Source organism: Sphaerochaeta sp. (genome assembly GCA_022482495.1).
In the GTDB taxonomy this organism is placed as follows: domain Bacteria; phylum Spirochaetota; class Spirochaetia; order Sphaerochaetales; family Sphaerochaetaceae; genus RUG023.
The window spans coordinates 45,881-65,413 of record JAKVPA010000003.1; the positions used below are offsets into that span (position 1 = coordinate 45,881).

Sequence of the window (19,533 nt, forward strand, 5' to 3'; positions counted from 1 at the left end):
AGGCTATGTGCGTTACCCCTTCCACACTATGGTATACCAAGTTGGCCTGAAGAAAGGTTTTTCAATCAACCCACAAAAGCAGATATCCGGAGATTTGATCTTTGAGTGGACCAACATGGAAATGAGTCAAGATGCCCAGACCCAATGGGCGTATAATTTCTACTCACATGATGGAAATGTAAGCCTCACGAATTACGGGCAACTTGTTGGAGCAGGATCCGGATGGGCGGGAAACAGCCAAATCCTTGCATTCAAAATCTATTATCCCAAAGGGACTTCGACCTTTTATATTGAACGATCGAATCCTGATAATAATTATGTGTATGAACAAGTCATAAAAACAGGAACCCCAACTTCTAACGATCATGGAATCCACAATCCTCTTTTCGGTTCATTTAAAGCCAATTTTGCAATAGGGATTCAAACCGCCTACTTCCTATCTGAAACGTTCGAAGTTAATGGGGGCGTTGTTTACAACTTAGTTCTCAATGATCTCTATAAAACTGATGGGAATGGATATTATACTACTATTTCCACAGCAAATGGGGTAAATACAATTCTTAATAACTTCCACTTTTCTTTAGGTTTTAAATATGACTTTTGAAAAAATATATACAGGATTCATCCCTAAAAGCTGAAGCTTAAAAACCTGCCATCCATCCTTTTTGAAAAACAGATTGAAGAACATTAATGAAAGGGCTTGCGTAATTGCGGTAGCAATTGCAGCACCCATAAGTCCTTTGCTTCTAATTAACCAATAATTCAGGATTAAGTTAATTAAAACACTAAAAAGCTGTGAATACATAAGTATTCTCCCTCGGTGTATCAGGGTAAAATGTCCAGCACGTAATGCAGCGTTATACATAAAAAATGAACCTATAATATAGATTTTATAGATGGGCAAAGCAGCCTCATATTCACGATTCATCAAGAACATGAGTTTAGGCAATATATAAAAAGACAAAGCCGCACCAAAAATAAAAATCCATGTCAATGTCGCGGTTATTTGGATGTATCTTTGCTCATACCGTTTTTTATCCGTATGATACAGACGAATCAAACCAGGATAGACTGACTCCCTGATTGGGGAAAGGGCTATCTGAACGACACTTATTAGTTTCAATGCAATTGAATAAACGCCTACATCAGCTTTTGTTAACATTGCACCAATCATTACGGTATCGCTCTTTGAATAAATGACAGCGCATGAGGCTGCAATACCCAAAGGGATGCTTTCCTTGACCATATCCCATATCAGGACAAAATCGGTAGCGCCCCATGCCGTTATCCCAAAATCACGGTGGTAAAGGAAAAACAACAAAAACAAATTCTGGATCGTCGTAATCAGCACGATGATGGCGAGAACATAAGTAGGTAATTTTTTCCAGACTGCAAACAACTGTAACAACGACCCCAAAACACTGGCAATATCCCTGGCCAGGACATTTACTTTTGACCTGCAAAGATATTCATATCGGTTGATCATCCCAAACTGAGACCCATTGATAATCGAATTAAAAAGCAATAAGCAAAAGATAAGAGTAAATTCAAAATCAGGTGTAGCAACAAACAGCACACAAACCCCGAACAACAACGAAATGAGGGAAAGCATCAATCTCGCTATTGTCACATTCCAAACCAAAATGCTGGGGTCTGTTTCCAGGTATTGTTTCTTTACCACACGCCCATCAATAAACGACCCCAATACCTCAAGAATCGCCACAACGCTTATTGCATATTGGTATACCCCATATTCTGTCGCACCATAATGATTGGCCACCTTCACGGTAACGAAGACATTAAGAAGAAGGATGAAGACCTTGTCGAATGTCATCCAGAAAATGTTGCTGAGAATCTTGGATTTTTCCGTCTTCATCATGTATTCAAATTATATCCAAGGATTTTATCCACAACCTCACGGATAACACCTTCCCCACCCTTTGCTTTGGTTATGTATTTGGCGACCTCTCTGACAGGTTGTTCCGCATCACTTGGGCAACATCCCAATCCAACCATTTTGACGGCCTCAAGGTCGTTGATATCATCACCAATGAAAACCACATTTTCCGGTTCTATGCTGAATTTCTCACAGAGCCTTGAAATCACAGCTGCCTTGTTTTGGCAATGAGGTTCATAGACATCAAGCTTGAGCTTTTCTCCTCTCCTTTCATTGAGTGATACATCTTCACCTGTAATCATACCGGTCAAGACTCCATGTTCCCTCAAAAGTTGGAATCCCATGCCATCTTTTGTATTGAACTTTTTGAGTTCATCACCTTTCTCGGAGTAGTACATCCCACCATCCGTAAGGCAACCGTCACAATCCGTAAGGAACATCTTGATGACCGGCAATTGCTCCCTGGTTTGTTGTTGCTTTTTCATCAGCGCTTCGATGATCCCCCAGTCAGAAGGTTCATCAATTTCAAAAAAAGAATCCTCATTCATCTCAACAGGTTTGATATGCCCCGAAACCCTGTTTCTTGTCCGCAACAAATCATTTTTTGATGTTATGTAGAATGCTCCATTCTCTACAAGATATCCATCAAATTCCTGCCTGCGTGGACGATGAAATACGTCATAATTTGTAGGTTGAGCGAATCCTTCCGCATCTACTTCCCAATTGAATCTTTTTTGTCTGACGACGGACAGGACGCTGTCGACACCTCCCACCCTAAAGGCTTCAAAACCTTTGTCAAGATCAGAGCTTGTAAGTAATGGAGAGGTGGCTTGAACAAGAACGATTGTACTAAAATCATAATTCCCTGCAAATTCGAGCATGGCGGACTCAGTCGATGCAGAATCACAAGCCGTTTTTTCTGATCTGTCTATCACCTCAACTTTCGAAAAGGAAGACCCTTCCTCTTTTGCAAACTTTTCAACGGTATCCCTGATAATCCTGCTGTCGGTTGAAACAAAGACCCGATCAATATATCTACAACCACAAGCCGCCCTTACAGCCCAATATACCAAAGGTTTGCCATTGAGTAATTTGATGTTCTTCAGCGGGATTGATTTGCTCCCACCTCTTACCGGGATAAATGCCACATTCATCTTTTTCCCCTTATCGTTTAAGGCTTTCCTTCTTTCAAAGAAACATGGTTAGTGCACCCTGTATTTCAGTTTCTTTCTTTGGACTTGCTCAATCGGCAATATTTCTTCCTGCTTGAACTGTAACGCATCATAGACAGCCAAAAGATTCCTCTTCAGTTTTCGCATCCCGTCAGGTTCCAATGATGCAGCCTGATCTGTCCCTTTCCATGTCCGGTCCAATGTATAATGGCGTTCAATGTAAGTCGCTCCCAAAGTATATGCTGCCACATCAACAGCAATCCCTAAATGGTGTCCAGAAAAACCTATCGCCTTTACCCTGTTACCATAAGATTTCTGCAAACGGGAGATCTCCAACAGACAAACGTCCTTGAATGGGACAGGATACCCGGATGTGCAATCATAAATGATAAGATCTTTTGCTCGCCCATAATCCTCGAACAGCCTTACGATTGATTCTTCTTCGTCATGAGTCGTCATACCGAAGGACAGCTGTATTTCCCCTTGGTAGTTTTCACACAACCATTTGAGCATGGGAGAATTGGTATTGCAGGCAGAAGGGATTTTGATGAATTGGGGATGCAAAGAGGTTATTTCCTTTGCACTTGTCAAATCCCAAACGGACGTCGAATAGATAATGCCGGCATCCTCGCACCAAGCTTTCAGTTGCGCATGTTGCTCGAGGGTGAACTCCAAAAATTCCCTATGTTCCCCATACGTCTTCCCGAAAGAGTTTTCTGGATTCGGATGCGGTGCGTTGTACTGTTCGGGCGTCAGCAATTCCTTGGGACATCTTTTCTGGAATTTGATGGCATCAACCTTACAGAAATATGCAGCAGTCTCAATCATCTCATGGGCGATCTCCATACTCCCCATATGATTACAGCCCGCTTCCGCGATTACAAAGGGTTTATTGTATTGCAACATCTATTAATATCCTTTAATATAAAACTTTATAACATCAATATACCATCGGTAAAAAATCAATTTTAAAAACATGGAACTACACTATTCCTTATAGAATGCATTGACAGCTTCACCGCAAAGTAAATTTGAAAACTTTCAAAATTTCTTTTACAAGTAATGTATCACGTTTATAAGCTAAAGCAAAGAATTTCAATTGACATCTCGTACCAGATTTGATTCTTTATGGCACTGATGAAGATGCCTCCTTTTTAACCAACAAGATTTCTACTTAAAAGCGATGAAGGATACCGTAACTTTATTGTGTTTTTTTGTTTTAATTATACTAACTTTTCATTTTATATTATATTGTGAATTATCAATATAATTGCATCAATATTATTTTGAATGGAATACTATTTTTTTTATTTAACTAGGACCTTACACACCGGAAAGCCGATTTGTATGCCCATATTCTTGAAATTCAGAGTAGTTTGATAAAAATTTAGTAAATAAATCTTTATTTGATCTTCCGTCATCAGGTAATAAAGTATAATATTTAGTTAGAAAAGCTTTTGTATATTTTCCTCTGTTAATCTTTATTTTACATTTTTGAAGGGTATTCATATCAATCATTGAGCAATGAAGAAGAGATCTATATTGAGAAACCTGCAATGAGAAAGGAAACCAAGAAGACGAAGATGTGAAAAGACATATTTTTTTCTCAAATAGAAAAGCAAGATTGAGCGATGTAGAAAAATGACCTATTACACCTTCACTAAACTTTATCAAATTCGCGGTAACGCCATTATATACTTCAAAGCCATCCCAAAACCCTCTTTCATATTGAATTCTTGGATGTTGAGCAATCACTATTTTACATCCATTATTTTCTTGAGAAAAGAAGCGCAAAGCTTTATGTATTTCATTATGATAAAGATATAAATCTCTTTCTGTAAAATTATACTCTTTGTTATCTGGATGTATAAACAATGCCTGATCGACAAATACAAAATATGGAGTTGTTATTAGCTTCTTTTCATGCGTTCTCTCATCAAGAAACTCATCATATGAGACAGAATGAACGGGAATTATTTTTTTAATGGAAATATGCCCTGACCTCTCAACCTCCTCGATCATACCCCACCCAGAAGATAGGGAAAAATCAAAACTTCCTTGATTTTTTGGTTTCTTATAATTCGATAAAAAGCGCAAACTCTTGCATATGAATAAACGTTTATCTTGATTCCAAATTGTTACCAGTGTCTTTAAGTTATACGACTTTCTTCTTTCTTGTAATGGAAGCTGCCAATTATTTATAAGTGCAGTATGAATCTTATACCGGTTGAGCAAAAGCAAGAAAGACCACAATGATGATCTCTCTTCAATTTTTTGAAATATAAATATATCATTTTGAGGATCTACCGACCTAATCAATTTAACAGCATCTCTTTTACGCTTGATTAATATATATGCTTTCTTATTGATACCTAATTCATCAAAATCTGGAAGATACTTTAATCCTAGAATTCTGTTTTCTATTCTTCTCGAGACTGGATATTCAGAAATATCAACAAAGCGGAATGAAGAAAAAAGTTGGTAGAATAGACTAGGAGTTCCTTCAACTTTATTGTATAAATCACTAAGTTTTGTTTTTTTATGTAATATCCAAAAAATCATATTTTCCTTTTTTTAAGTATACTGTAAAAACAATTTACAAAAACCAAGAAGATACTCTTAAACCAGAACCCCAAATCTCAAAAGCAACAATATCAGTAAAAGACTTATATATCCTTTAAACACCAATAATTCTGGTAACGACAATTTTTACAAATTTTGGATTACTCTCTTTTTTTAACCACATCTTCTGTTCGTTTTTTCAGAGCTTGAGTTATAGCTGTCTGTACACTCTTAACATTTTGTTGATTTGTATATCCATTCTGAAACAATACCTGCGATTCATTTTTTCTTTGCGATGATGCATGGAGGAGTCGTACCACTTCTTCAGCCCATCGTAGTGAACCGTTTGAGACAGGAAGGAAGTGAACTGTATCGCATATTTTGATTTCATCGGTAATCGATGAATTGAAAATACAAGGGAGTCCTGCACACTGCGCTTCCAAGCCAACGATGGGGAATCCCTCAAAGAGACTGGGCAACAAGAACACATCCATTCCCATCAATAAATCCTGTACATCTTGGCGTTGTCCCCAAAATCTGACACGATCCTGGACACCCAATCGTTGGATGTTTTTCTTGACTTCCTGGTATTCTTTCCATTTTTGTTGATACGCGCCAATGAACCATAATTCCACATCCAATCCCTTTGAAAGACACTCTTGAAGAACAGAAATAAGGAAACGTTGATTTTTTGGATAATGCAATCTCCCGACATTCCCCAACACAATTCGGGATGGGGAAAGCCCTAAACCGCCACGAACACGATCACGAACTTCTGAGGAAAAAGAAAACTTTTGAATATCGATACTGTTATGGATCAATTGAAATGGCTTGTTGTGAAAAAAATACTTTCCCGCAATATTTGAACAGGCCCACCGATTTGTGAGTATCTTTCCGCAATTGCCAGCGCAAAAAGGATTCTCTACCAACCACCCCACCAATGTCTTTCCATTTTTCTTCCCATTGGCAATGTGGGAATGAAACACTCGCACGGGAATACCAACCTGTTTCGCAACAAGCATTTCACAGCCTTGTTTGAGGGAATACAACGTGGCATTGGCAATAATGGCATCATACTTCTTCTCTTTGAGAAGCGTCTTGAACTCTTGCAAGAATTTCAAAGGATTATGGGAGAAATTCGCATTCATGCGGACGATACCCGCTCCCAACTGTACAAATTCTTGTTCATATGCCAATGATGCATACTTCTTGTCATTGATAAAATCACAATGGATTTGGGTACGATCGAAATACTGATATTGGGAATACAGGTATGTCTCAATACCTCCAATGGTATCGGTCATTCCCTAATTCAAGTACCTTGATCATCTTCCCTCCCCCCGCAGAAACCCCTCAAAGATTGCCACATGTTCCTTCGCCATCTGTTCCACCGTATAGGTTTTGACAGACTGCAACGCGGAAGCGGACATCGCGGCAAGTTCCTTTGGTGACTTCTTCAACATCGTCCGCAAGGCTGCCTCCAACTGAGTTTCGTCGTCAGCGATCACCTGTCCGTTGGAATCGTTTTGCAGAAGCTCCGTCGCGGCATAACACGCATCCGTGGCGATGACTGGTGTTCCATTGGCAAGCGACTCGGAAATAACCAGGCCCCACGCGTCCTGATGGGAAAACAAAACGGAAAAAAGTGAAGCGCGATAATACAAAGGAATTTGCGTGGGAGCAACAAATGGGATCAAACGTACATTATGCAACCTATCCCGAGCAATCATTTTGGCTACCTGGATTTCCAATGGACCTCTTCCAATGAGGAGAAGCATTTCTTCTGGAGAGGAGACTCGTTTCCATGCGTGCAACAAACCTAACGGATTTTTCAGTTCGATCAACTGGGCGACAGACACCACATAGCGACCAGGGACAAGGCCAAGCGTCTTGCACGCCTCTTCCCGTTCTTTTGGGGTCACGCACTGTGAGAGTACCTGCTTTTCCGAATAACTGGCGAACGAATATCTTTTGATTGTTTCCAGCTTCGCTCCGAGCGTAACCAACACATGATCATTCGCCTTCGAGGGAGACAACAACATCGGTGCCATGGACACAAAATGGCGACCAGCCCAATTCTTCAGTCTCCCCCTGTCCTTGTCTGCCAACCCATCGATGTTCAGGATGTACGGCATATGGCGGCGATGCATTTCTTCCATCGTCCGCATGCAGGATAAGCTTTCAATGATTCCGAATACCACGACATCAAAGCGTTCTTTTTTGATCAACCGGAAAAGGCCAAAATCGTAATTGTAATGCCCTATGTGCATTGCTTTGAGTGAAGCAACGGTGAATTCTCCTTGGGTATCCCGTTGATAATATGAACTGGTATCTTTTTGATACCTTCCCGTTCCATCCTCATACACCACGGTAAGGTCAACATATTTCCCCAATTCACGGAAAAAAGCGACACGATAAAAGCAGGGACAGGTCGTCACGAACAGCACCCGCATCATGGTTTCCCCTCTCTTTCCAACACATCCTTCAGAAGTCCCGCCGATATCTTCCAATCATACGAAGCCAGTACCTTGTCCGCCCCTGTTGTATTGGTGGCGAGAAGCTCCTCCAACACGTAATCCGTCCGATGGGGATCAATGTAAATCGCGGCCTCATGGTAGATTTCCCGGAGCACCGGGATATCCGAAACGATGATGGGAGAACCGACCCGCAACGCTTCCAAGGGTGGGACTCCGAATCCTTCATAGAAGGAGGGAAACACCAGCGCCTTGCAATGAGTCATCAACCCCTTGACGTCTTCATCCGAGGCATAGCCTAGGAACGTCACATTGGAAGGCAACGAAGCCATCGCGGCGCTTTTGGCGAACACCTTCCGGTCAATGCTCCCCGACACCAAGAACGTCTCTTGGGGATTCCGCTGAGCTTCCTTGACCAACCACGCAAGATTCTTGTTGGGATCCAGGCTTCCCAGCATGAAGAAGAACCCTTTGTCCAAGACATGGTATCGGGAGAGCACATCATCTGAGGGAACGATGTGCTCCAGATGCTGCCACGCGTTGGGAACCACCACGATCTTCCTCTCCGGGATATGGAGGGTTGCTTCGATCTCCTTCTTGGAAAACTCGGAGACAGTCAACACCAGAACGGCTTTTCGGGCGATACGGGAAAACAGCAGGTCATACCAGAGCCGGAACTTCCAGGTGAAATATTCGGGAAACCGTTTCACTTTGACATCATGGATGCAGACGATGCCTGGATTACGAAGCGGCGCGGCGTTGCACAGGTTTACCGGTATGGCGTGCTGTGCATGGCAATACGAGGGGAAGTCACACTGCTCCCATCGCACTCCGTGGTGGGAACCGACACGCGCCACGGCGATCGCATGAAGGTTGGGTATCTGGGTTTCCGAAACAGACGACGGCACAGCCAGCGAGACGCCATCATTCGTCGTCAGCTGACCATCCAACGCAGAGACCAGTTCATAGGCGAACCGTTGCACCCCCGTCATCCGTTGCGAAAGGAATTTTCCGTTGATGATGAACCGACTCACAGCCACTCCTCAATGGGGAAGTATACTCTACCCATTCCCTGGCGGACAAGGTTCATCACTGAGTTTCTTTTTCCCCAGGTTGTGGTACAATCATCATACCACACGCAAGGAGTCACTTTGTGAAGCGAGCAGCATTGATTTTGGCCGGAGGGAAAGGGGAACGGCTTTGGCCACTCAGCCAACCGGAACGGCCCAAACAGTTTCTCACCTTGACGCAGAACAACCGGTCCCTCCTCCAATTGACCGTCCAACGGGTAACCTCACTTGTTCCCATCCAAGACATCTTCATCATCACCGGAAGCCGGTTCCTCGGCCTGGTGCAGGAACAGATCCCGGAGATTCCCCAATCCCACGTCATTCTGGAACCGTGCGGACGCAACACGGCACCGGCCATTGCGCTCTCCCTTCTTTCCATCCAGCAGGCATATGGTTCGGAAGAGGTGACGGTTATGGTCTTCCCGTCCGATCATTTGATCGAACCGGAGGACGCGTTCGTCGCGACGCTCACCGACGCCGTCACCAGCGCCTCACAGGGAAATATCGTTACCATCGGCATCAAACCAACCTATCCGGAAACCGGATTCGGCTACCTGAAGGCAAAACCACAAGGAACCGAAGCGTGTCCGGTGGAACGTTTTGTGGAGAAACCGGACAAAGAGACGGCACAGCGGTATCTGGAAGATGGTACCTATTTCTGGAACGCCGGAATGTTCGTCTTCCCCATTTCCCTGATGAAGCAGGAACTTCAACGATACGTCCCTGAGGTGTATTCCCAGGTCGAACGGTTGGTGGACGCCGATGGCGTCAATGAAGCCACCTACGGGCAGGTCCCTTCCATCTCCATCGACTACGCGGTGATGGAAAAAAGCACCGTGGTGAAGATGGTGCCGGCGCGCTTTTCGTGGGATGATGTCGGTTCGTTCCTGGCGTTGACCCGTCATTATCAGCAGGATGAAGCTGGGAATACCGTCGTCGGAGCGAAAAAGCAGGTGGTTCTCTCCCTCTCCCACAACAACATCATCGATGTCCAGGAGGCATCCACCAAACAAATCATTTTGATCGGTGTGGATGACTGCACCATCATTGAAAACCAAGGGACGCTTTTGATCTGCGCAAACTCCCATGTCCCGGAAATCCAGCAACTTCTCAAACAGAAGGGGGAAAAGAAATGAAGGTAGCCATCGTTCATGACTGGCTGGTGCAGTACGGCGGAGCGGAACGCGTGGTGGAAGACATTCTCTCTTTGTATCCGGACGCGACGATCTTCACGTTGGTGTACGACAAGAAGCGGATGCCAAAGCGATTCCAGGACTACCACATCGTGACCACCCCGATGCAGAAGTGGCCCTTCTCCACCAAACTGTACAAGAACTTTCTGACCTTCATGCCCAAGGAGTTTGAGTCTTTGGATCTCACCGGATATGACCTGGTGATCAGCTCATGCTCCAGTTGCAGCAAAGGCGTCATCACCCCGGTGAACGCCCCCCATATCTGCTACTGCCACACCCCTACCCGCTACATCTGGGACATGTACTATGAGTACCGCTCCCACGCAGGATGGTTGAAACGGAAGTTGATGCCTGGCATGGTGCACCGTATGCGGCTCTGGGACAAAGCGGCCGCCGACCGCGTTGACTTTTTCGTCAGCAACTCAAATTTCATCAAACAACGGATCAAGAAGTTTTACCATCGGGACGCCACTACCATCTACCCGGGAGCCAGAATGAATCCATTCCCCGCAACTGAACAACCGGATGATTTTTATCTGGTGGTATCCCGTTTCGTCTATTACAAGCGCATCGATCTGGCGATCAAGGCGTGCACCCACTTGAAGAAACATCTGGTGGTCATCGGCAGTGGTGATGAAGCGGCAAATCTTAAGAAGATCGCAGGCCCCACCGTGACGTTCAAAGGGAATCTCAGCGACGAGGAAGTCCAGCAGGAATTCCTCCACGCCAAAGCGTTCCTGTTCCCGGGAGAAGAAGACTTCGGGCTTACCCCGGTGGAAGCCCAGTCCGCAGGAACTCCGGTGTTGGCCTATGGGAAAGGCGGAGCGTTGGAGACGATATTGGACGGAAAAACCGGCTTGTTCTTCCCCGAGCAAACGCAAGAAAGCCTGGAAGCATGCATCACGCGGTTTGAACAAGATGGAGTCCTCTCTTCCCGGAAGGAGATTCAGGAATACAGCAGGAAGTTCTCCCAAGAGGTGTTCCGGACGACCTTCAAAGCGTACGTTGACCAGTGTCTCAAGGAATGGAACGGATGATTACATTCCAAGCGAGATTCGATCACGGAACCATCCGGACAACGCGGTGATTCGTTTGTCAAAAGCGCCGGGAAGCCATACGCTCCAGAACAGGATTTTCACTTCAGGTTTTCGATTCTTCACCTCAACCAAGGAAAAAAGGAGAATTCCTTCTTTGGTCTGATAGGTTGAAAGGCACATGGAAAGCGCCTTTGCTTTCAACCCGGTAATCCCCCGAAATTTGATCGGTGTCATGTTGGTGATATCCAGGAAAATCTCTTGATCAGAAGTTGTGAACGTATGCTGGTACACGTTTCCATCGAAGGTGGTGTCAAACTGGTACGCATAGGCGACCAATGAGGAAGGCAGTTCTTCCAATACCGGATCAGGAATCGTCGACGTAATATCCTTGGGATCACTGATGTACGAAGATTCCTTGAACAACGGATACGGCTTGTTGCCATGTCGACTGGAAAGATAGGTAATCTCTTTCTGGGTGGAGATCTGGCGCATCGTATTAAAAATAGTCAGCTGTCGCTCTGAATCCGTTTCGCGAGAGAGACCTGGAGCGTATGGGATCAACGTGACATAGGCCAACGCGAAGTTCTTCTCATCGCTGTTTTCCTTCGCTTGCGCCATCCGTTCCCCCATCACTCCCACGTTTGGCGTCATCGTGGAAAGATCCTTTCCTCCAAGGGTATCCCCATTCAAACTCCCTCCCTGCGCCAGCGTTTGGTATTCCGCTTCACTCAGTTGGGGAAGAATTGACCGATAGGATTCCAGTCCGAACAGACTGCTTATCGAAAGAAGAACTGCGCACACCGCGCTGATGTATATCCGTTTCATCGTACTCCATTGTCCATCAATAGGCGTTTTTGTTGACGAACCCTTTGAAGAATGTCATAATCACGATCTTCATGTCAAACCATATGCTCCAATTGCGCACATAGTACAGATCGAACTCGATCCGCTTGGCCAACGAGGTGTTTCCCCGAAGTCCATTGACCTGGGCCCACCCGGTGATGCCCGCTTTCATCCGATGCCGCATGGCATATCCAGGAATCGTTTTTTTGAACTCCTCCACCAATTCCGGCCGTTCAGGTCTTGGCCCCACAAGACTCATTGAGCCCCCCAGAACATTGAAAAATTGAGGTAATTCATCCAGACTGGTCCGACGGATGAATCGCCCCACCTTGGTGATCCGCGGATCATTCTCCTCCGTCCAGTGGACCTTCCCTTCCGGCATATCGATGCGCATGGAACGAAACTTGTACATGTCGAATATCCGGCCATCACGGGTCACCCGTTTTTGCTTGAAGATCACCGGTCCTTTGGATGTTGTTTTCACCAGGATGGAAAGGAGCAGGAACAGAGGAGAGAGCAGTATCACACCGACCAAACAGACCACAATGTCAAAGAATCGTTTCTCCATACGTTTGAAAAACGACAGTTCCGCGCCATTGATCCGAAGCATCGGAATATAGTGGAAGTCAGAAATATAGGTTCCCGCGTAGGACTGGGGAATATGGGGAAGGAAAATCACTTTCTGGGCAAACAGATCCAAGCCTTCTCCAACCCGGGCCTTCGTTTGATCGTATGCCTCGGGAGGAAAGGAGATCACCACGATGTCCGCCTTTACCTGCTCCACCGCGTCAACCAAGGAGGTCGCTTGGATATGGGGGAACGACAACCACCCTCCTTCCCCATCATACTGACCGACAAACCGAAGTCCATGTTCGTCTTCCGTAGCTGTGCCGACGTATTCCTCCATCTTTTTGCCATACCCGACAAGCAATATCCTTCTCAGACCTTTCCCCTTGCTGTACTGACGCGTCAATACGGCATTCACGATGGTTCTGCCAATGAGCAGAAATACAAAAAGAAAAAGCGGCGAAGAGAACCAGCATGACACGACTGACTTTATCACCAAAGAAGAAATAAAAGATGAAAATCCACGTAGCGAACACTTCAAAGGTCGTGGTGAACAATTCGCCAGCTTCCTTCCGCCACGTCTTGGAGACATCTGACTGATATAATTTGTTACGATTGAGGAAATAGAGCGTCGAAAGAAGAACAAAAGGAGCCAATCCCGTAAAAAACATCAGGCTGCTTCCGGTTGCCCCGGGAAGAACAAAGAATCGCAGGAAATATGCGAGAAACCAAGCTCCCAATACGGAAATCGCATCAAAGACAAACCGTTTCACAAATTGAGGAAAGCCAAATTTCCTCTCATAACTGTTTTTTATGGAAGGGCGCATATGCAAAGTATGGAAAGGTTCCCGCTACCTGTCAACCGAACTTTCGTGAAGAAATGGTGACGTCTTCAAGGGCAGTGAGCAGACAATCGTCATCTTTCTGATTCCGTACGGCTAACCGGATGTACTGTTTGCCATCGATCCCATCCTTCCGGGAAAGGTCTTTGACCAGAATGGCGTGCTGGTCCAATAAAGCGATGGCGATCTGGCGGGCGCTCCTGCCCTCCGTCACCTCACACATCACATAGTTCGCCTGGCTGGGAATCGGACGAATCCCTCCAATTCGGGAAAGCGCTTTGGCAAAACGCGCCCGTTCCGCCCTGATCGCCTCAAGGGAAGCGAGATACGAATCTTGGTACTTGTCCCCGATCTGCAGAAAAAATTCACCGAACGAGTTGATGTTCCAGATGGCCACATCCTTTGCCAGACGACCAATCAACACATTATCCCCGGAAGCAAGTACCCCGAGCCGAAGTCCGGGGACCCCATAGCTCTTGGAAATGCTCTTCACGACCACCAAATCAGGATGGGAATCCAACAACTGGGAATCCAGCAATGTGAAGGGATAATCGGCGAAGTCGATGAACGATTCGTCAACGATCAGGCGGATATGACGATCTTCCGCCCATGCGAGCAATCGCAAAAGATCCTCTTTTCCGATCAAATTCCCGGAAGGATTGTCTGGGTTGACCACAAGCAATGTGGAGATGGGATGGGTTTGGAAGAACGAGATCAGATCTTCTGACGTGTAGGTGTAATCTCTATTTTGGGGAACGAACACAACCAATTTCCCATTGGCGTACCGATTCCCATATTCCGCGAAGGAAGGATGGATCACTCCTAAATCACCGGTAAGGAGGCTCATCAGTGATTTGATCAACTCACTCGCGCCGTTGCCCACCACGATCTGGTCTTGATGGATGGAGAAATGCATCGCGGCAAGCAAACGGTTGACGTTCTGCCCGGAAGGATACGACTGGAGCAACGTAGGGAAACTCGCCTGCAACTCATCCACCAGCTTCTGGGGTGGATAATACGGATTGACCAGATAGCAGAAATCCAACAACCCGGGATACCGCCAGTATCCTCCGTATCGCTTCTCCATCAACGAAAGTTTTTCTTCTCCGCTTCTCGCGAACAACGTTTCGGCGATATCCAAATCCTGGATGTCGTCGATCTCATACCATTTGCAATTTTCCAACCGAATCGCCTTGATCCCCGGATTGTCTAAAAGCGCGATGACTTTCAGCACCTGTTCGTAGTACTGGTTGTTGCCAAGCGCCTTACAGTACGCCTCCAAGAACGGAACGTAATGCGTCTGGGAGAACGCTTTGGAGAACTTGTAGATGTTGACGGTCTTGCAGTAGGATGCGCAGTCTGAAAACTGGAAATGTTTCTTGTCGATGATGTCCAGAATCGTGCCATCCTCCGTCATCTTCACCACCGTCCCATCCATCCAGCTCTCATACTTGGAAACCAACGCCAGGTTGGGATATGGATTATCCAGCAACAACCGAAGCGCTTTTTCCTCAAAGATCAGATCAGATTCCAGAAGAAGCGTATCTTCCTGAAGCAGATATGTTTTTGCGAGATACAGCGAGTAAATGTTGTTCGTCTTGTCATACACCGGGTTCTCGACGAACACGATGGGAGTGCTGATGCCAAGCGTCCGGACATACTCCTCCAGTTTCTTCCCTTGATAGCCCGACAACGATCACCACACGGGAGAGATGCAGCCGGTCCAATTGGGAGAGCGCCCGTTCGATCAACGTGCTCCCATTGACCTGAACCATGCATTTGGTCACGTCCTTGGTCAATTCCTTCAACCGCTTTCCCATCCCCGCCGCAAGAATAATCGCCTGCATGTTTGCTTCCTTTCCTACTTGCTTGTTGTAACCTGAAATACATATTTCGTCCAGTTTTTTGGATTAAAGATATCATCATGTACCGAAAGCCAATCATTTTTAGGGATAGGAAGATAGGGTTGATCCTTCTTGATGAATGAAACATTCCACATGTTACTGGTCGTCACCACTTCACCATTTTTCTTCTCCTCCATGGTGATGGGATTTTGTGTGTACGGGTTAACAGGATTTGCGACAACACCCTGCAACGCTAACGCAGGCACATCGGCGTTTGTCATGAAAGTGTGCTCTGTTTTGAGGTCACCGGTATCATCAAAATCCTTTACCATCAACAAAGCGCGATACCAAGACATTTGTTCTCCATTGGGAAGGTTGAAATTATCGGCCATATCATCCGCAAGGGCGAACCCATGATCGCTGACAATGATGATTTTGGTATTGTCATAGACCCCATTTTCCTTCAAATACGCAAACCATGTCCCCAGGAGACGGAATGCGGACGCATCCACATGATATAAAGAGCTTTTGGGAAATGGAGTCGAATCAAGCAAGATAGGCTTGAGAGAAGGAACATAATCGGGAGCCTGAAGCAATCGATCCTCATGCGTCATCTCATTATCCATCATATTCAGGTTTCCTTTCCCGTCATTAAAATCCGTAATATAGGGAAGCGCCACCATTGTGGAATAATGATTGACAAAAACGGAACCCAAAACGTTGAAATCAATCTCATGGTTCAACGCGTTGAGATATTCGCCTTTGTCATAGAGAGGCCAGCGAAGTACGAGCGGAGCTGCCTGGAATACCGCGTATCTGATCATATTGGAGGAAAGAATTTGGCCATACCCTACTTCACCTTCCTGGAAACGTGTATTCTTCCACCATTCGCTGTATCGCCCATTTATTCCTTTTGCGGTGACATGTTCCATCCCGGCAAAAGGCCCTTCCACAAAATCCCATGAATAATCAGGATAGGGAGGATTCAACGTCACCACATCATACCCTTCTGATGAGAAAATCTCAGGAAGCAACGTGATGGCTTCATTCTGTTTCTGCTGAAGGGTCTTGTCCGTCCGCTTCTGCATCTTGATCGGAGTATAATCATACCCCCCATACAGTGTTGGGGTCCCATAGAGGGTATGGCTGCCAAACGAAATCGCATTCGGATAATAGGTAAAACCGGTGAATTGCTGATACAGCAACGGGTCTTCCTGAAAAATGTACGGAACATATCCGCTGATGGCCCGGTCCAACATGATTACCAGCACATTCTTCCCGGTACGGGAAAAATGGAACATCGGCTCAAACTTGGTATCATCACTGATGGCTGTCTCTGTCTCCTCTTGGTGGGATAACAACTCGCGGTACTTCTGAGAAATCCCATGCATCCGAACCACGGACTGGGCGGAAACTGCAATCATAAGAATCACGAGGACAAAAGAGATGGCCCGAGAAAACCTCCGATGGAACAGCCAGGAAAGCAGACAAAAAAGTCCCACAAGCAGTCCAAGATTCACATAATTCTTGATGCCTTGCATTTTCATCAAGTCACTATTCGCAAAGCCCAAATCCGTAAATACGGTCCCATAATTCCCGGGGAACAAGAAGGTATTCATCAAGGCTCCAAGGAAAACAACCCCGGAAAACACGACAAAGAACGGCTGAATCTTTTTGGGAAAAAGAAAATACAAGCACACCGGCCAGATGATGAAGCACCCCAACGCCTGGAGCATGGTGATCCCCACAAAATCCAACGGACTGGCATAGGGTCCCATGTTGGCGAATTCCGTGGGGGAAGTGGAGATCAGATTCAAGGGTATCAGCGCGCCAATCAGCAATGTTACGCCCAGCATGCCAAGGAAAAACAACAGGAACCGGAGTCTGTCATGATCACATAACCACCCTACACAAGTGGCCGAATACCACTTGGCAAGACGATACCAAAGGGGGATAAGAAAGATGATCAACGAAATCGCGTAGATGGCATAAATCTTCCATTTCTGACCGGTCCCATGCTTGGAATAATATCCACTGATCCCCAGACACACCACACAGAAAATCCCGTACAACATGCGAAGCGGATGCCGCATCTTGTAAAAAATGTTCTTTACCAGCGACAGAATATTGTTCATCGCCCAGTAAAGGACCAATCCCGCGGGAGAGGCGTACAGTATCACCAGAAAGACGGCGGCAAGAGCGTAAATCTGCACCTTCTCTCTTACCGGATGTCCTTTGGAGTAGATCGCCCCGCTGATGCAGTTGGCGACTGTCATGATGATGGGAAGCAGATTGAACGTCCGGCCCGCGATGTTGATCATCCCATCCGGCGCGCCGAGATCTTTGATGAACCAGAATGACAATCCTTTCAGATCAGGATGATTGGACAGGAACAGGTATGCGGCGAGGAAGAACGGAATCTGGATCAAAATGGAGAACGAAGAGCGGAGGGCGTAAATTGGCTTATAATCACATTCCCGGTAATAGGCAGACAGGAGCATGAACCGTTCGTCCCCTTTGAACACCTTCCGGATCTTCTTCACTTCCGGCGCCATTTCTGCTACTTTGTTTCGTTCCACTTCCTGCCAATGCTCGGCAACCATATAAATGGGAAGCGTGCACAACGTGACGACGAAGCTCAAACCGATAATCGCGACTCCGAAATTATCAGAGACCCGATACAAGGCGGTGAACGCAAGCTCGATCACCTCGGCGATGGGGAAAATAAACAAGGTATATAAAACGCTTCCCATCTTACTTAGCCTCCCCACCTATAAGCTGAGACTCCACGCTCACCAGATAGTCAACAACCCGGTTTGCCGCTTCACCTGGGTACATCCATGCCTCTTGTTTCGCCGCATGCCGTGCGTTTCTCAATTCCACTCTGTCAGAAGCGTGTTGGATGACATCCTTGATATGGGGGAAATCGGAAGGTTTCACCTCGATTCCAAATCTGCGAACCGCCTCAAACTGCCACATTTCATCCTTCACGTCCCCGGCATCGTACGGCCGTTTGTCAAAATCCTGCGCTACATAGATTCACCGGTTTGTCGTACAGGAAAGTATAGTCAAAGATGATCCCTGAGAAGTCGCTGATCATGATATCCGCACCTGCTCAGCGCGCCACTGTTGTCACTTCAAAATCCCATCTGACGTTTGGTTTCCCCCTATATCGTTTCTGAAGCGTAGTCCAACAATGCGCTTTTCAACCAATCGGGATTGGGGATGCGGACGGACAATGACATCCCAACCGCTTTTCGACAAAGGATCCAACAAGGAAATCCCGTAGAGGGAAAGCAACGCGGACGGTCCCCAGGAGGGAGAAACGAGGACGGTAAAGGGATGGGATTTCTTCTCCATAGCGTCCCGCTTTTTCGAGAGGACATCCAGATATGTACATCCGACCACCACCAAGTCTTTGGGAGGAAGATGCCGTTTCTGCTCCAGATACTGAATGTCCTTTTTCTGGTATTCCCCGGTAAGCAACACCGCATCAAAGAAATCCAATCCGAACAGACGGTATCCGGTGGCATCGCTCGGGGCGTGAAGAATATGCACGTATTTCTTCACATCCTTGGAACGTTTGAGCTGGTAGACATCCAACGAGGGCGTGGTCATCAACACCACGTCAGCCCTGAGAAAGTTCAGTTTGGCGTACGCTTTGTTCCCCACCCCGATGTATTCGGCATGGACATGGTTCCACGACTTCTTCAGGACAGGATCATCTTCACTCCCTGTATAGTAAGCAAGAGGAAGTCCCCTGCTCTCAAATTTCTCGACCACCTGAGAAAACTCATTGAAGTATTGGCGTCCCTCACAGTAGATGACATACGGGACTGCGGGACGATTCATCTCCGCTCTGGCCTCTTTGGAGGAAAAGGTCATTTTCAATTTGACAAACAACGCGCGAAAAGAAAAATACGCCGTCGCGGCGATCCCCACCACCACTGAGAACAGCATACTCCCCGTTCCGGGATCAATATACCAAACAATCATTGAAGAATTACCTGCCTTCCGCTGACGAGCATGGAA

General features: G+C 46.1%; 18 protein-coding genes. 3 read left to right on the forward strand and 15 right to left on the reverse strand.

Features of this window, described 5'->3' with window-relative positions; all coding sequences use genetic code 11:
- Nucleotides 1–28 precede the first annotated feature (28 nt).
- On the forward strand, nucleotides 29–604 hold the full coding sequence (locus LKE28_04325; GenBank protein MCH3907476.1) for a hypothetical protein: 576 nt from the start codon (nucleotides 29–31) through the stop codon (nucleotides 602–604).
- On the opposite strand, the gene LKE28_04330 is transcribed toward LKE28_04325, so the two are convergent.
- The 7 genes from LKE28_04330 to LKE28_04360 form a co-directional block, all read right to left on the reverse strand.
- Complete coding sequence (locus LKE28_04330; GenBank protein ID MCH3907477.1) at nucleotides 581–1,879, reverse strand: oligosaccharide flippase family protein; 1,299 nt, start codon at nucleotides 1,877–1,879, stop codon at nucleotides 581–583. The genes LKE28_04325 and LKE28_04330 overlap by 24 nt on opposite strands.
- Nucleotides 1,876–3,051, reverse strand: coding sequence for an N-acylneuraminate cytidylyltransferase (locus tag LKE28_04335; protein MCH3907478.1), 1,176 nt, complete (start codon nucleotides 3,049–3,051; stop codon nucleotides 1,876–1,878). Before LKE28_04335 ends, LKE28_04330 begins: the two co-directional genes overlap by 4 nt.
- A gap of 48 nt (nucleotides 3,052–3,099) precedes the next feature.
- Nucleotides 3,100–3,975, reverse strand: coding sequence for an N-acetylneuraminate synthase family protein (locus LKE28_04340; protein ID MCH3907479.1), 876 nt, complete (start codon nucleotides 3,973–3,975; stop codon nucleotides 3,100–3,102).
- Nucleotides 3,976–4,392: 417 nt separating this feature from the next.
- Nucleotides 4,393–5,631 carry a hypothetical protein gene (locus LKE28_04345; GenBank protein MCH3907480.1) on the reverse strand — a complete coding sequence of 413 codons (1,239 nt, stop codon included), beginning with the start codon at nucleotides 5,629–5,631 and terminating at the stop codon, nucleotides 4,393–4,395.
- A 161-nt stretch (nucleotides 5,632–5,792) separates the two neighbouring features.
- Nucleotides 5,793–6,935, reverse strand: a complete 1,143-nt coding sequence (locus LKE28_04350; GenBank protein ID MCH3907481.1) for a glycosyltransferase — start codon at nucleotides 6,933–6,935, stop codon at nucleotides 5,793–5,795.
- 21 nt (nucleotides 6,936–6,956) lie between these two features.
- Nucleotides 6,957–7,739 (reverse strand): glycosyltransferase family 4 protein, encoded by a 783-nt coding sequence (locus LKE28_04355; protein MCH3907482.1) that lies wholly within the window; start codon nucleotides 7,737–7,739, stop codon nucleotides 6,957–6,959.
- Nucleotides 7,740–8,083: 344 nt separating this feature from the next.
- On the reverse strand, nucleotides 8,084–9,139 hold the full coding sequence (locus LKE28_04360; protein ID MCH3907483.1) for a glycosyltransferase family 4 protein: 1,056 nt from the start codon (nucleotides 9,137–9,139) through the stop codon (nucleotides 8,084–8,086).
- 119 nt (nucleotides 9,140–9,258) lie between these two features.
- Here LKE28_04360 and LKE28_04365 point away from each other — a divergent pair, with 119 nt between their 5' ends.
- Together LKE28_04365 and LKE28_04370 are read left to right on the forward strand one after the other, a co-directional pair.
- Complete coding sequence (locus tag LKE28_04365) at nucleotides 9,259–10,311, forward strand: mannose-1-phosphate guanylyltransferase (GenBank protein MCH3907484.1); 1,053 nt, start codon at nucleotides 9,259–9,261, stop codon at nucleotides 10,309–10,311.
- The gene (locus LKE28_04370; protein MCH3907485.1) at nucleotides 10,308–11,405 is read left to right on the forward strand and encodes a glycosyltransferase; all 1,098 of its coding nucleotides are present in this window, start codon (nucleotides 10,308–10,310) and stop codon (nucleotides 11,403–11,405) included. Before LKE28_04365 ends, LKE28_04370 begins: the two co-directional genes overlap by 4 nt.
- On the opposite strand, the gene LKE28_04375 is transcribed toward LKE28_04370, so the two are convergent.
- The 8 genes from LKE28_04375 to LKE28_04410 all read right to left on the reverse strand — a co-directional run bounded on the left by LKE28_04375 (nucleotide 11,406) and on the right by LKE28_04410 (nucleotide 19,461).
- Complete coding sequence (locus tag LKE28_04375; GenBank protein ID MCH3907486.1) at nucleotides 11,406–12,230, reverse strand: hypothetical protein; 825 nt, start codon at nucleotides 12,228–12,230, stop codon at nucleotides 11,406–11,408. It abuts the gene before it with no gap.
- A 16-nt stretch (nucleotides 12,231–12,246) separates the two neighbouring features.
- Entirely contained in the window at nucleotides 12,247–13,407 is a 1,161-nt protein-coding gene (locus tag LKE28_04380) for an exopolysaccharide biosynthesis polyprenyl glycosylphosphotransferase (protein MCH3907487.1), read from the reverse strand.
- A 266-nt stretch (nucleotides 13,408–13,673) separates the two neighbouring features.
- Complete coding sequence (locus tag LKE28_04385) at nucleotides 13,674–15,350, reverse strand: aminotransferase class I/II-fold pyridoxal phosphate-dependent enzyme (GenBank protein ID MCH3907488.1); 1,677 nt, start codon at nucleotides 15,348–15,350, stop codon at nucleotides 13,674–13,676.
- Complete coding sequence (locus LKE28_04390) at nucleotides 15,259–15,504, reverse strand: NTP transferase domain-containing protein (protein MCH3907489.1); 246 nt, start codon at nucleotides 15,502–15,504, stop codon at nucleotides 15,259–15,261. The genes LKE28_04385 and LKE28_04390 overlap by 92 nt, the downstream gene beginning before the upstream one ends.
- Nucleotides 15,505–15,518: 14 nt before the next feature.
- A complete protein-coding gene (gene yidC / locus LKE28_04395) occupies nucleotides 15,519–18,254 on the reverse strand; it encodes a membrane protein insertase YidC (protein MCH3907490.1) in 2,736 nt (911 codons plus the stop codon).
- Between the two features lies 1 nt (nucleotide 18,255).
- Nucleotides 18,256–18,492 carry a hypothetical protein gene (locus LKE28_04400; protein MCH3907491.1) on the reverse strand — a complete coding sequence of 79 codons (237 nt, stop codon included), beginning with the start codon at nucleotides 18,490–18,492 and terminating at the stop codon, nucleotides 18,256–18,258.
- 25 nt (nucleotides 18,493–18,517) lie between these two features.
- Nucleotides 18,518–18,601 carry a hypothetical protein gene (locus LKE28_04405; protein MCH3907492.1) on the reverse strand — a complete coding sequence of 28 codons (84 nt, stop codon included), beginning with the start codon at nucleotides 18,599–18,601 and terminating at the stop codon, nucleotides 18,518–18,520.
- Nucleotides 18,602–18,633: 32 nt separating this feature from the next.
- Nucleotides 18,634–19,461 (reverse strand): hypothetical protein, encoded by an 828-nt coding sequence (locus LKE28_04410; protein MCH3907493.1) that lies wholly within the window; start codon nucleotides 19,459–19,461, stop codon nucleotides 18,634–18,636.
- Nucleotides 19,462–19,533: the final 72 nt, after the last annotated feature.

Excerpts from the sequence above, each read along its gene's own strand:
- LKE28_04325 (MCH3907476.1), top strand. The coding sequence starts at position 29 with ATGGTATACCAAGTTGGCCTGAAGAAAGGTTTTTCAATCAACCCACAA.
- LKE28_04330 (MCH3907477.1), bottom strand. The coding sequence starts at position 1,879 with ATGATGAAGACGGAAAAATCCAAGATTCTCAGCAACATTTTCTGGATG.
- LKE28_04335 (MCH3907478.1), bottom strand. The coding sequence starts at position 3,051 with ATGAATGTGGCATTTATCCCGGTAAGAGGTGGGAGCAAATCAATCCCG.
- LKE28_04340 (MCH3907479.1), bottom strand. The coding sequence starts at position 3,975 with ATGTTGCAATACAATAAACCCTTTGTAATCGCGGAAGCGGGCTGTAAT.
- LKE28_04345 (MCH3907480.1), bottom strand. The coding sequence starts at position 5,631 with ATGATTTTTTGGATATTACATAAAAAAACAAAACTTAGTGATTTATAC.
- LKE28_04350 (MCH3907481.1), bottom strand. The coding sequence starts at position 6,935 with ATGACCGATACCATTGGAGGTATTGAGACATACCTGTATTCCCAATAT.
- LKE28_04370 (MCH3907485.1), top strand. The coding sequence starts at position 10,308 with ATGAAGGTAGCCATCGTTCATGACTGGCTGGTGCAGTACGGCGGAGCG.
- LKE28_04375 (MCH3907486.1), bottom strand. The coding sequence starts at position 12,230 with ATGAAACGGATATACATCAGCGCGGTGTGCGCAGTTCTTCTTTCGATA.
- LKE28_04380 (MCH3907487.1), bottom strand. The coding sequence starts at position 13,407 with ATGTCTCCAAGACGTGGCGGAAGGAAGCTGGCGAATTGTTCACCACGA.
- LKE28_04390 (MCH3907489.1), bottom strand. The coding sequence starts at position 15,504 with ATGCAGGCGATTATTCTTGCGGCGGGGATGGGAAAGCGGTTGAAGGAA.
- yidC (MCH3907490.1), bottom strand. The coding sequence starts at position 18,254 with ATGGGAAGCGTTTTATATACCTTGTTTATTTTCCCCATCGCCGAGGTG.
- LKE28_04405 (MCH3907492.1), bottom strand. The coding sequence starts at position 18,601 with ATGATCAGCGACTTCTCAGGGATCATCTTTGACTATACTTTCCTGTAC.
- LKE28_04410 (MCH3907493.1), bottom strand. The coding sequence starts at position 19,461 with ATGCTGTTCTCAGTGGTGGTGGGGATCGCCGCGACGGCGTATTTTTCT.